This is a genomic window from Pedobacter sp. KBW01, from assembly GCF_003852395.1.
Taxonomy (GTDB): Bacteria; Bacteroidota; Bacteroidia; order Sphingobacteriales; family Sphingobacteriaceae; genus Pedobacter.
Window position 1 is genome coordinate 49,520 of the sequence record NZ_QAJQ01000001.1, and the last position, 13,078, is coordinate 62,597.

The 13,078-nt window shown below is 38.5% G+C and carries 11 protein-coding genes; 6 read left to right on the forward strand and 5 right to left on the reverse strand.

The window, feature by feature from the left end; translation table 11 throughout:
• A complete protein-coding gene (locus tag DBR40_RS00220) occupies nucleotides 1-2,010 on the forward strand; it encodes a putative porin (RefSeq protein WP_233603738.1) in 2,010 nt (669 codons plus the stop codon).
• Nucleotides 2,011-2,090: 80 nt separating this feature from the next.
• On the opposite strand, the gene DBR40_RS00225 is transcribed toward DBR40_RS00220, so the two are convergent.
• Nucleotides 2,091-2,822 carry a porin family protein gene (locus tag DBR40_RS00225; protein ID WP_124557806.1) on the reverse strand — a complete coding sequence of 244 codons (732 nt, stop codon included), beginning with the start codon at nucleotides 2,820-2,822 and terminating at the stop codon, nucleotides 2,091-2,093.
• Between the two features lie 282 nt (nucleotides 2,823-3,104).
• Nucleotides 3,105-4,286, reverse strand: a complete 1,182-nt coding sequence (locus DBR40_RS00230) for an asparagine synthetase B (protein WP_233603749.1) — start codon at nucleotides 4,284-4,286, stop codon at nucleotides 3,105-3,107.
• A gap of 235 nt (nucleotides 4,287-4,521) precedes the next feature.
• Between DBR40_RS00230 and DBR40_RS00235 the strand changes: the two genes are divergently transcribed.
• Both DBR40_RS00235 and DBR40_RS00240 read left to right on the forward strand, forming a co-directional pair.
• Complete coding sequence (locus DBR40_RS00235; protein WP_124557807.1) at nucleotides 4,522-4,983, forward strand: peptidylprolyl isomerase; 462 nt, start codon at nucleotides 4,522-4,524, stop codon at nucleotides 4,981-4,983.
• Nucleotides 4,984-5,119: 136 nt separating this feature from the next.
• Nucleotides 5,120-5,662: a DUF5606 domain-containing protein gene (locus DBR40_RS00240; protein WP_124557808.1), complete on the forward strand. Its 543-nt coding sequence runs from the start codon at nucleotides 5,120-5,122 to the stop codon at nucleotides 5,660-5,662.
• Between the two features lie 58 nt (nucleotides 5,663-5,720).
• On the opposite strand, the gene DBR40_RS27110 is transcribed toward DBR40_RS00240, so the two are convergent.
• Both DBR40_RS27110 and rlmH read right to left on the reverse strand, forming a co-directional pair.
• Nucleotides 5,721-5,849: a hypothetical protein gene (locus tag DBR40_RS27110; RefSeq protein ID WP_255420091.1), complete on the reverse strand. Its 129-nt coding sequence runs from the start codon at nucleotides 5,847-5,849 to the stop codon at nucleotides 5,721-5,723.
• A gap of 84 nt (nucleotides 5,850-5,933) precedes the next feature.
• On the reverse strand, nucleotides 5,934-6,407 hold the full coding sequence (rlmH, locus tag DBR40_RS00245; protein ID WP_090501206.1) for a 23S rRNA (pseudouridine(1915)-N(3))-methyltransferase RlmH: 474 nt from the start codon (nucleotides 6,405-6,407) through the stop codon (nucleotides 5,934-5,936).
• 42 nt (nucleotides 6,408-6,449) lie between these two features.
• Between rlmH and DBR40_RS00250 the strand changes: the two genes are divergently transcribed.
• Together DBR40_RS00250 and DBR40_RS00255 are read left to right on the forward strand one after the other, a co-directional pair.
• Complete coding sequence (locus DBR40_RS00250) at nucleotides 6,450-8,264, forward strand: MutS-related protein (protein ID WP_124557809.1); 1,815 nt, start codon at nucleotides 6,450-6,452, stop codon at nucleotides 8,262-8,264.
• A 37-nt stretch (nucleotides 8,265-8,301) separates the two neighbouring features.
• Nucleotides 8,302-9,111, forward strand: a complete 810-nt coding sequence (locus DBR40_RS00255) for an alpha/beta fold hydrolase (RefSeq protein ID WP_124557810.1) — start codon at nucleotides 8,302-8,304, stop codon at nucleotides 9,109-9,111.
• A 99-nt stretch (nucleotides 9,112-9,210) separates the two neighbouring features.
• On the opposite strand, the gene DBR40_RS00260 is transcribed toward DBR40_RS00255, so the two are convergent.
• On the reverse strand, nucleotides 9,211-10,095 hold the full coding sequence (locus tag DBR40_RS00260) for an AraC family transcriptional regulator (RefSeq protein WP_124557811.1): 885 nt from the start codon (nucleotides 10,093-10,095) through the stop codon (nucleotides 9,211-9,213).
• A 244-nt stretch (nucleotides 10,096-10,339) separates the two neighbouring features.
• On the opposite strand from DBR40_RS00260, the gene DBR40_RS00265 reads away from it, so the two are divergent.
• A complete protein-coding gene (locus DBR40_RS00265; RefSeq protein WP_370526604.1) occupies nucleotides 10,340-13,072 on the forward strand; it encodes a DUF1553 domain-containing protein in 2,733 nt (910 codons plus the stop codon).
• Nucleotides 13,073-13,078: the final 6 nt, after the last annotated feature.

Sequence of the window (13,078 nt, forward strand, 5' to 3'; positions counted from 1 at the left end):
ATGCGTAATATTGTTCAGATCTGTTTTTTGATTATCGTGCTCATGGGCATCAACAAAGCCTTTGCACAAGATTTAAAAACAAGTGTTGGTACCAATAAAGAACTCGATTCGGTTAGAAAAAAGCTGGATGGAGGCAAGGATTCGGTAGTTTTTACGGCTAAATACATCCGCTTTACCAAGCTATCTTTAACCAAAGATAGTATTGTGCTGCTGCCGCTCGATACCTCTACTACCAATATTCAGAATTATAGTCCGCTTTTGCAACCTACACACCCCACCATCAGCAATGGTAATATGGGGCTTTCGGCCAGACCTTTGTTATTTGAACCGAGCAAGCGTATTGGTTTTGATGTGGGCTTCCACTCGCTCGATTATTATGCCTTAACGCCCGAAGATATTATTTACTATCAGGCTCGAACGCCTTTTACAAGCTTATATTTTGTAAGCGCGGGTCAAAAGGAGCAGCTTTTCAGGGCTATTCATACTCAAAATATTAAGCGAAACTGGAATGTTGGAGTGAATTTTAACCGTGGCGACTCCAAGGGTTTTTATGCAAGGCAGCGTGGCGATAACTTAAATGTAGCAGTGTTTTCGTGGTATCAATCGCCAAGCAAGCGTTATAATATGTGGGCTTCGGCAATTTTCAATACCATGCGTGGCTACGAGAATGGATCGGTAACTTCGGCCAAACAGATATTTAATCCCGATTATTCAACTATTAGCAGGGAGGCCGAACCAGTAAATCTGTCATCAGCCAGGAATATCTATAAGAAAAATACCTTGTTTTTAAAGCAGACTTATTACGTGGGCCGTATCGATACCTCAGCCAATGCTAATAATGCGGTTTTACCAACCAATAAGCTTACCCATACTTTTGAATACAATACCAATACCTACGATTTTTTAAAGAACGAAACCGATGTAAACAATGTGCTGCCTCCGGGAATTGCCAGTACTACCTTTACCAACGATTCGACCCGTGTGTTGCATGTTAAAAATGAGTTTATTTACAGTTTCTTTTTACGACCTAAAAACTCGTCGGTAATTAAAAATGAGCTAAAGGTAGATGCAGGGATCAGGCACGATTATTACAAACATGAATTTCTGGGACTTAAATTAGATGGTACAAGCTACGAGCAAAGTAGGGCTTATTACCAGAATATTACGGTTTTGGGTGCTGCGGGTTACCGATTCTCCAGCAATGTCGATTTTAATTTAGACTTACAGCAAATCCTGCAAGGCGAAAATGCCGGCGATTATCTGTATGAGGCAAAAAGTAAAATCCTTTTGGGTAAAACTATTGGCCGGATAGAACTGGGAGCTTATGCACAAAACCAGAGCCCATCGACGATTTACGATTATTACCATGGTAACCACTACAAATGGACAAATAACGATTTTAAAAACACCAAAATCCTGAACCTGTCTTTTAATTACATAAACGATAAATATGACCTTACCGCAGGGGCAAAATATTTCTTAACCAGTAATTATCTTTATTTTGCTGCCGACCACAGTAACGGTACAACGGCTATCCTACCCAAACAGGCCACAGCAGATATCAGCTTAATCAGGATTGATGTATTAAAGAAATGGCGCTTTGGTAAGTTTGCATTAGAAAACTACGTAGCCTACCAAAAAACCGATAAAAATGCTGTTTTAAGAACACCAGAAATTTACACCTATAACAGCATTTATTTCAATAATACCTTTTTTAAAGTGTTGAAGGCAAATATCGGCTTCGATGTTCGCTACAATTCAGAATACGCAAATTATTTGTATTCGCCGGCTACTGCACAGTTTTATATCGATGAGGATAATCCGGTTAATTTACAGTCGAAACCAATTGTCGATGTCTTTTTTAAAGCAAATTTAAAAAGGGCCAATATCTTTGTTAAATATGATTTCGTAAACCAGGGCCTTTTCCAAAAGGGGTACTTTACAGTAAACCGCTACCCGATGCAGGATGCCCTGTTGAAATTTGGTGTTAGTTGGAATTTTTACGATTAGGTAACTTAATCAAAAAGCATAAAAAAACCTTCCCGATTTTACACCGGGAAGGTTTTTGTTTTTCATAGGTATGTTATTGCTTAGAAAGAATAACCTACTGTAAATCCTAACACGCGATTGGTAAATTTATTGCTGTTAGCTTGTCTGTCTTTTGGAGTTAAATCAGATAAACCTAAACCATAATTGGCACCCACTAAGAAACCAGATGAGGTACGGTAAGACAGACCAAAGTTTGCGCCAAAATCCGTAGAGCTCTGATCTTTATCGTTTGCACTACCAAAACTTAAATCCCTGTCATTACTACTGGTACTGGTTACACTCGAGTTGGTGTTGTTATTTACCGTAGTAGTGGTGGTATTTCCTTTGTTTTTACCAGAAATGTTAAACCCAATATACGGACCGGCACTAATTTGCACTGCACCAGCATCGCCGGTTGGAATATTAAATACCGCATTAACCGGTACTTCAATAGCCATTACATTCGTTTTTACTGATGATGTAGTAGTTGTAGTCGTAGCTCCTATAGTTGCAGAACTGGTGCCTTCGAATTTTACACCTTTATTTTGCAATGAAATTCCGGGCTGGATAAAAAAGTTGTTAGCGACACCAAAATCTCCAAAAGCGGTAACATTATAGCCAACATTGTTTTTAGCATTGTCATTGTAGATAGATTCATTATCTCCACTTGAATGAATTTTAGCTAAGTTAACTCCGGCTTTAATACCAAATCTTGAAGTAGTACCCGTAGTCGATTGTGCGAAAGCACCTGTTGCTAATAAAATAACTGATGCACTTAATAATAACTTTTTCATAATATTTTTCTTTTAGAAAGATCTTGTTTAAAAATTTCAGGCTTTAAACCTGTTGTTAATTACAAGCCTCATTTCCAAAAGCTGTGCCAAAGTATCAAGTGTGTTACAAAACAGGTTGTAATGTGTTGGTTTACAGGCGTGTATTTGTAGCGAATTAGTATAATTACGGTATTGCTTTGCGCAATGGTTTTTTGTTCCCTATTGTATACATAACAGGAATTTCGGGCCAAAACAGTTTTTTTAGCCTGAAATGATGAATGCCAGAAAGTAGTTACTGAAGAATTATGTTTTTTGAGGTTTCTTTTTGGCTGCAGGAAAAAGTACGTTATTTAAAATGAGGCGATAGCCCGGTGAATTTGGGTGCAGGTTTAAATCGGTTGGCGGATCACCTACTGCATGCTGATAATCTTCCGGATCGTGGCCGCCATAAAAAGTAAACTGCCCTTTACCAATTTCGCCATGCAGGTAGCGTACTTCAGCCGCACCTTTGTTTTCGCCTAAAACCGTTACACTCGTTTTAACAAGACTTTTTTTAAATGCTGTGGTTTGCCCCATAAAACCTTTAATTACCTTATCGTGGTCTTGCGTAAGCATGGTTGGTACCAGGTCCCATTTGGCCGAAAAATCGAAAAGCGTAAAATAATCGTTGGTTTGGTTAAGTGTGCGGGTTTGAGTGGCGTCGATATCCGAAAACTCGTAATTCATGGGGTTATTATCAAGCCTGAAATTCTGGAAAGCCAGTGTTTTATTAAAATCAAGCTTAGCTTGGGCATTCGGATCGGCCGCATCACCATCAAACATCTGGGCACAAATATCCACACCTTCGGCTGCAAGGGCAATATCAAAACTATCGGTGCCCGAGCACATGGCAAATAAGAAGCCCCCACCAGCGCAATACTCTTTAATGTGTTTGGCCACGGCCAGTTTCATTTCCGATACCTTTTTATAACCCATGCGTTTGGCCAATGTCTCCTGGTTTTTTACATCTTCCTGGTACCAGGTAGCATACCTGAAATTGGCCCAGAACCGGCCGTACTGACCAGTAAAATCTTCATGGTGTAGGTGGAGCCAATCATATTTACTTAGTTTATCCTGCAAAATATCGTCATCGTATATTACATCGTACGGAATTTCGGCATAAGTTAAAACCAAGGTAACGGCATCATCCCAGGGCAATTTGCTTTTAGGCGAGTAAACGGCAATTTTTGGCGTTTTCTCCAGCTTTACCATTTCCATGTTTACCGAAGGATCGCTGATTTCGTTTAATAAGCTAACCACTTTACCATCGGCCATAACCTCGTACGATACTCCTCTTATTTTAAGTTCATCTTCTACCGCCTTATTGTATTTAATGAGAAAGCTACCTCCGCGGTAATTTAACAGCCAGTCTACCTCAACTTGTTTGCTAATGGTCCAATAGGCAATGCCGTATGCTTTAAGGTGGTTTTTTTGGTCTTCATCCATATAAATTAATAACGATGAAGCCTTAAGCCCCATAGAGCAAAGCAGACAGATGAGGAGGATATAATATTTCTTTGTCAAAACCAGTTTACTTAAAATACTAAAATACCTCATTTATACTGGATAGAAAAATTTAATGGTGTTATAAGTTATACAATTTTGTTATTTTTGCCCTCTACTTAAAAAATACTTTGGTCTTTTTAAGTAAACAGGTTTAAAAAATAGTACCGATATTAAGATGAGTAAAGCAATAATAAAAACAGAAAAAGGCGATATGACCGTAGAATTCTACGATAATGATGCGCCAAAAGCCGTTGCAAACTTTAAAAAATTAGCTAAAGAAGGCTTTTATGATGGAGTAACTTTTCACCGTGTAATTCCGAACTTTGTAGTTCAGGGTGGATGTCCGAATTCAAAAGATCCCGCTACTGCACATTTAGCTGGTACTGGTGGCCCTGGTTACAAAATCGATTGCGAATTAGATGGCGATAACCAATATCACGATCGTGGTGTATTATCAATGGCACATGCAGGTCGCAACACAGGTGGTTCGCAATTTTTTATCTGCCACAGCAGAACAAATACTGCACATTTAGACCGTAACCACACTTGTTTTGGTAAAGTAACCGAAAATGTTGATCTTGTTGATGATATTCGTCAGGGAGACAAAATTTTAAATATTGAAGTTTTAGAAGATTAAATAGCAAGAGGGTAGGGGCTTTGAGCATAGCGCTCTCTGTACTCTGTGCCATGCAAATGATAACGCGATAGGCGTACAGCGAACAGGCGTTTTGTAACGCTGCACGCTAACCGCTAGCCGCCTAACACATACATATATGAACTTAAGAGGAATTGTTGCCGTATCTGGCAGACCAGGTTTATTTAAACTGGTTGGACAAAATAAAGTAGGTTACATTTTAGAAAGCTTAGATGCACAAAAAACTAAAATTGTAGCCAACATCACCAATACAAAATTAGCTTCGTTAGAAGATATTACTGTTTATGGTGAAGATGAAGAAATTAAACTGGCCGATATTTTTGCCAAAATTTCTGCTAAAGGATCAACACCTGATCTAAAAGGCGATTTACGTGCTTACTTTCTTGAAGTAGCGCCAGGTCACGATCAGGAGAAGGTTTATGCTTCGGATATGAAGAAGATTATCACCTGGTATAACTTACTTAAAGATCTTCCATTGTTTACAGAAGAAACTCCTGAAACACCTGGAACTCCGGCAGAAGTTAAATTATCAGAAGAAAAAGCAGCTTCAGATAAAAAAGTAAAAGCTACAGGTGCTAAAGCTTCAGCGAGTGCAAAAGCAACTACTAAAACTTCGGCTCCGGCTAAAAAAGCAAGTATGACCAGTAAAAAGGGCGTTTAAGCTTTTTTACTTCAGTATAAGAAACACCAGGCATTTTGTCTGGTGTTTTTTTATGCGCTTAATCGAAGAAATACCAAAGTAAGGCCACAATAATCAGCGAAACAATAATGCTGATCCATAAGTATTTATTGTTGCCGTTCTGATTGCTTTTGTATCTGTATTCCCGTTTATATTTATCTAGTAGCATCGTTTCTTTTATTTAATGATGATTTTTAATCCCTTTTTCCATATTTAATTCCACATTATCCATACAGCCTCAGCCATCTTCCATTTATGCGTGGTGGTATGGCTCTCCCTTCAAAATACTAAATCCCCGGTAAAGCTGTTCCACAAAAAATAACCTGATCATCTGGTGCGAAAATGTCATATCCGATAAGGAGATTAAGCCATTGGCACGTTTGTAAATACTTTCGTCGAACCCGTAAGGACCACCAATGATAAAAATAAGATGTTGTACACTGCCAATCATCTGTTTGTTAAGATAATTGGAAAATTCAACCGACGAATATTTTTTTCCTTTTTCATCCAGCAAAATCACCATATCACCATTGTTGATTTGTTTGTGCAGTAGTTCTGCCTCCTTTGCTTTTTGCTGCGCTTCACTTAGGTTTTTAACATTCTTTACATCTGGTATGGCCAAAAAACTGAAGTTAATATAGTGTTTTAAGCGGTTAATGTATTTATCAATCCCCTCTATTAAATATTTATCTTCGGTTTTGCCAATGGCGATCAGTGTAATCTTCATTTAATATTTTCCCTATCTTTAGAATTTCGAGATTCAAATATAATGTTAAAATTACAAGCACAAATCATATCGGGTTACAGTGAAAAAATTAAGCTGGTTACTGATGGTATAAATCAGATTAAAAAATTAATCGATAAGCTTTCTTTAGTGCGGGTTGCTTTGTTCCTGGCCGAGATTTTATTTTTTGTTTTACTGGTGCGCTCTACCGATGATGGCTTTCGTACATTGATACAAATTGCCTTGCTTCTGCCTGTAATCGCTTTTGCCTATGTGGTGCGCAAACAAAGCAAACTAGACCTCGAAATCGATTACAAAAAACAGCTTCTATGGGTTTACCAGAACGAATGGAATGCTTTAAACGGCATAGAGAATGGTTACGATCACGGAACAGCATTCGAGTCTGAAATTCACCCTTACAGCTCTGATCTCGATATTTTTGGAAAAGCATCTTTATTTGCCCTTTTAAACCGTTGCAGTACTAAAAATGGTAACGATTTGCTGGCGAAAAGACTGGCAGAGAAATCGGCATCAGATATTATTTTAAGCCGGCAGGAAGCCGTAAAGGAAATTGTAGCTAAAATTGATGAGACCTACAGCTTCAGGGCTAATTTGCACGGCTACGATCCTAATAAAATAGAACAGATTAAAATGCAGTTAAAACTGCAGTTGGGGGCGCAACTGGAATTTGTTAGCGGTAAGTTGATGCGGTTTTATGTTAAACTAGTACCCTTTGTTACCTTCAGTCTTATTTTGGCTGCCATTATCATCAGCAGTGCTTTTTGGAAAGTGCTGGCACTTGTATTTGTAATCCACACCGGCTGGAATGTTTTGCTAAACGCTAAAATTAATAAGGTGTTTTATAGTTTTGGTGGTAGTTCTGGTTTGTTAAACGGTTATGCCAGTGCTATTTTGTGGACGGAAAATCAAAACTGGAAGAGCCCATATATTTTAAGTTTATTCGATTCGCGCATTCCGGTAAGCCAGGAAATTAAAAGCCTGTCTAAAATTATCCAGAACTTTGATGCCCGGTTAAATATTTTGATAGGGGGCATACTCAATGCACTTTTACTGTGGGATTTAAAATGCTGCATAAATCTCGATATCTGGTACAAATCTTCTTCTAAAGATGTAATTGCTGCGCTAAACCACCTCGGCGATTTTGAAGAACTGATTTCGCTTGCCACTACAGCCCATAATCAACCCGATTGGGTTTTTCCAACAGTAACCGATCAGTTTACTTTAAAAACAGAACAAATCGGTCATCCGCTTATCCGTCGCGAGCTCAGGGTTGATAACGATTATCACTTAACGCCAAGCCCAACTGTTGATATTGTAACCGGATCGAACATGGCTGGCAAGAGTACTTTTCTGCGTACCCTGGGCATTAACATGGTTTTAGCCTATTCCGGGGCATCGGTTTGTGCCAACAGCCTGGAATTATCTGTTTTTTCGATTAACACCTATATGCGGATTAAAGATTCGCTGAACGAAAGTACTTCGACCTTTAAGGCCGAGCTAAACCGCCTCAAAATGATTTTAGAAAATGTGGTTCGCGATAAAGATACTTTGGTGCTGATTGATGAAATGTTGCGGGGAACCAACAGCCGCGATAAATACCTGGGATCGAAAGTTTTTGTTGAAAAACTGATTGCCGAAAAAACACCTGCACTATTTGCTACACACGATTTACAACTGGCCGATTTGATTAACGATTACCCGGCTACAGTACGTAACTTCCATTTCGATATCCAGATTACCAACGGAGAAATGAAATTTGATTACCTGTTGAAACATGGCCCCTGCAAAACCTTTAATGCTGCTATTTTACTGAAACAGATTGGTTTGACTCTGGATTAGTGAGACTGGCGCTAACTTTTTAAGCATATTGTTAATCATGAAAACTTATATATTATGTTGTCTTTTCTTTTGGATTGGCATCATAAGCGCTTATGGGCAGGTAGATACACTACTTGATGTTGGATCTTATAAACTCCACATAAAAATATTAAAAGGTAAAGGAGCTCCAATATTGTTCGAATCGGGTGGTGCACTCGACGCAAGACAATGGGATTCTATTTCCAATATACTTTACAACAAACTAAACGCCACAATCATAACTTACGACCGTCAGGGTTTTGGAAAAAGCGAACTGGATACTTCTAAATACACCATTCTTGATGAAGTGAAAGGCTTAGAAATTGCAATTAAAAAATTAGGGTATGCAAATAAAAATATTTTATTGGCTTGCCATTCTTTAGGGACATTCTATTCTAGTCTATACGCGTTTAGGCACCCGCATCTTGTTAAAGGAATTATAATGTTAGACCCAAGGCTACCATCACTTGCTGATATGCGGTTTGCAAGAAGCGTGTTTACAAAAATTAAACGTAGTGACTTTAGGCGAGAGGATATTGGTCTTTACTATGTTTTAGCCCGAATGGAGAAAAATAGTGATTTTATAAGAGGAAAAAACATACCTCCTAATATACCAGTGCTAGGTATAATGGCAGAGCAAGGCCCATTTGATGATAAAGAAGAAAATGACAGATTTCAATCTGATCTAAAAAACCTTATCGGAAAAAGAATAAACGCGAATTTGGTTCGTGCACCGGGTAGCTCACATAATATACCTCTGGATAAGCCGGATTTAGTTATTTCAGAAATCTCAAATTTTTATAAAAAATATTTGAACCAATCTAAATGAAAAAAATAAAGTTTTTTACGAAAAAGCGGATAACTATTAATAGGAATATTGTTTATTGTGAATACGAATTAATTAATGCTATAAAGGTTTAATTCCGCATCAATTAAACCGGTTATCACGGTATTGCTTTGGCGAAATCCCCATGATATTGGAAAAAAGCCTGCTAAAATAATAAGGATCGCTTATACCGATTTTCTGTGCAATTTCATTAATTCTCAGGTTAGTAAAAAGTAGGTATTGGGTTGTTCTCTGAATTTTTAGCTGATTAAAATAGTCGATTGGGGAAGTTCCGGTTTTCTTTTTAAATATGGCTGATAAGTAAGAAGGAGAGAGATAAACAGCTAAGGCTACTTCTTTTAAACTAAGCGTTTTATCAATATTGTTTCGCATAAAATCAATGGTTTCCTCTACTTTATCAGGCGTTATGGTTTTATCATTTGTAATGTGTTTATCCGCATAAATAAAGCCTGCAATGTACTGGTGGAAACACAAGTTTGCATAAATAATATTTTCTCTGCTGAATCCACGTTCCAGCCGGCTGTAAATGGTATTGAACAATAAATTTCTTTCCTCACTAAAGCCGGCGTATGCTTTATGGTTTTCTAGCTGCGCTACCAACAGGTCAGCTCCTGATCCTGAAAAGTGAAACCAGTAAATCGTCCAGGGTAAAATTAAGTCTGCCTGATATATATGGGCCTTTTTTTTGGGGATAATAATAAAATTACCAGCTTCTATATGGTAAGCAGTCCCCTCAACTTCTACATGCCCCTTTCCTTCAAAACAATAAATCAAAATATGTTGTTCTGAACCATGGTTTCGTTTACGGTAATGATTTAAAGCTTTCGGATAATATCCAATATTGGTAATGTATAGATTGTTAATGATTTCATTTTTAATACATTGTTTGCTTAGTACATTTCTTGGGATAATAATTGCTTTTTGATATTCAAAACCATCTTTTCTCCTTGCCAATTGTTTTTCCATACTAAACTTCTCATACGTAATTACACTATGCAAAAGTAGTATAATCCATCTTTTACGCAAATTAATACATTTTAGTCTTTTGCAATTTTATAGACCTTTGGTTTTAAGGGGGGTATAGCACTTGGTGTTTTTGCCAAATCTTTGTTCTAATAATAGTTCAGACTAATTGTTTTATGAACATAGCCCGATAAACAAAGACATATCGGCCAAAAAGGCTGTTTTAATGTATACTAACCAAATGTTATTGAAAAGGAAAATATTATTTGCTTCCGGCTTTGCACTAGTGGCTATAGCGCTGGTCGCTTTTTCACTTTTTTCTTCGGAAAAGGAAATCGATTTTAACTCGCAGGTTAAGCCAATACTCAATAAGAAGTGTATTGCTTGCCATGGCGGTGTTAAGCAACAGGGTGGTTTTAGCGTGTTGTTTAGAGACGAAGCGTTGGCCAATACCAAAAGCGGCAAACCAGCCATCATTCCGGGCAATCCCAACGATAGTGAGTTTATCAAGCGCCTTAAATCTAACGATCCTGAAGAAAGGATGCCCTATAAACATCCGGCTTTAAATAACGATGAAATAGACATTCTTAGTAGCTGGGTTAAACAAGGTGCAAAGTGGGGTAATCATTGGGCCTATGTAAGTGTAAAACCAACAGCATTGCCAGATGTAGATAACGATTGGGTACGTAACGACCTGGATAAATTTATTTTTGCCAAACTGGAAGAAAATAAACTGGCACCGTCCAAAACTGCCGATAAGGCTACTTTACTCAGAAGGGTTAGTTTAGATCTGATTGGTACTTATCCATCGGATAAACTGGCGAAATTTTACCTGAACAGTAAAGACGAGCAAAAGGCCTATAATGTTTTAGTAGATAGTTTGCTGGCATCGTCTAAATTTGGCGAACGCTGGGCTTCTATGTGGCTGGATATTGCCCGTTATGCCGATACAAAGGGATATGAGAGCGATCCTAACCGGAACATCTGGAGCTACCGTGATTGGGTAATTAAGGCTTATAATGCCGATATGCCTTACGATAGGTTTATTACCGATCAGATTGCAGGTGATTTGTTTGCCAAGCCAACCGATGCCCAATATATTGCTACTGCATTTAGCCGAAATACCCCTACAAACGATGAAGGGGGAACAAATAATGAGGAGTTTAGAACGGCAGCAGTGCTGGATCGGGTAAATGCCACCTGGGAAGGCTTAATGAGTACCACTTTCTCATGTGTACAATGTCATAGCCATCCTTACGATCCTTTTAAACACGATGAGTATTATAAATTCATGTCGTATTTTAACAATACAAGAGATGAAGATGTATCGGCAGAGTATCCTTTACTTAAAAATTTTAACGACAGTCTTAAAAATGAACTGAATCATTTAACCAGCTGGGTTAAGGATGTGGCGGGTAAAGAGCGGGCAGCTGAGGTAGAATTGTTCTTAAAAACTGGTCAGCCGGCTATAAACTCTACAACAGCCGATGAACTGGTGAATTCGGTAATTGGCAATCACAATATTGCACTATTCTTTAAAAACAGTTCATCTGCAAGGTTAAAATCGGTTAACCTCCAAAATGTTGATCAACTGATACTGCGTTACAATTGCAGCAAGGAAAATGGTGCCATGAGCCTGCATTTAGGTTCGCCTAACGGACCGCTTGTAAAATCGTGGAAGGTAGCGCAAACTAAAGGCTATGAAAATGTAACCATCGATTTTCCTAAGCAAAGTGGGGTAAAAGATGTGTATTTAAAATATAGCAATCCATCAGTAAAAAATCCTGATGAGTTTATGGTGTATTTCGACTGGTTTTATTTTACACAGAAGTTTCCGGGCCAGGGTAACTCGGATTATCTGGCCTATAAAAAAACATTTACCAATTTAATGAATGCCGCTGTACCAACAACACCAGTTATGGTCGAAAATCCATTAAGTATGCAGCGTAAAAACTACGTGTTTGAACGTGGCGCCTGGACCTCTAAAGGTAAGGAAGTAAAAGTTGGCGTACCCAATTCTTTGGCTTTTGCTATGCCTAAAAATGCGCCCGATAATAGGATGGGACTTGCCATGTGGCTTACCGATAAGCGAAATCCGCTGGTATCGAGAACTATGGTTAACCGGTTATGGGAGCAGTTGTATGGTGCCGGTTTGGTAGAAACATTAGAAGATATGGGTACACAAGGTATGGCACCAACCCATCAGGAGCTGCTTGATTTTATGGCCTATCAGTTTATGCACCAATACCATTGGAGTGTTAAAAAAATGCTCAAAGAAATGGTGATGATGGCCACCTATCGTCAGGATAGTAAAGTAACCGAAGAAATAAAAGAAAAAGATCTTTTTAATAAATTCTATGCACGTGGTTCGAGGGTGAGACTAAGTGCAGAACAGATCAGGGACCAGAGTTTGGCCGTTTGTGGTGTTTTAAGTAATAAAATGTATGGTCCGCCGGTAATGCCATGGCAACCCGAAGGCATATGGTTTTCGCCGTATAATGGAGCAAAATGGCAAACAAGCGGAGGCGAAGACCAATACCGGAGAGGAATATATACCTATTGGAAACGCACGGCGCCATATCCCTCATCTATTGCTTTCGATGGTGCATCCAGAGTGGTCTGCAGCCCAAGGCGTATTCGCACCAATACGCCTTTGCAGGCACTGGTTACCCTAAATGATAGCGTTTATATTGATTTGGCCAGAAAATTAGCCTTACGAATGGAAAAAGTAGGAGGGAGCACCAATGCAGCTAAAATTTCGAAAGGATATGAATTGATGTTGTATAAAGCTATTCCGGAAAACAGGTTAAAAGTATTTGAAGAGCTGTATACAAAGGCCCTCCAGGCATTTAGAAAAAATGCAGCCGATGCATCGGCATTTATGGGCGATAAGCATAAGAAATTTAAGCCAGAAGAAGCAGCGATGGTTTTAGTGGCCAATGCCATGTTAAACCTGGATGAGGTAGTTACCAAAAATTAAGGGACG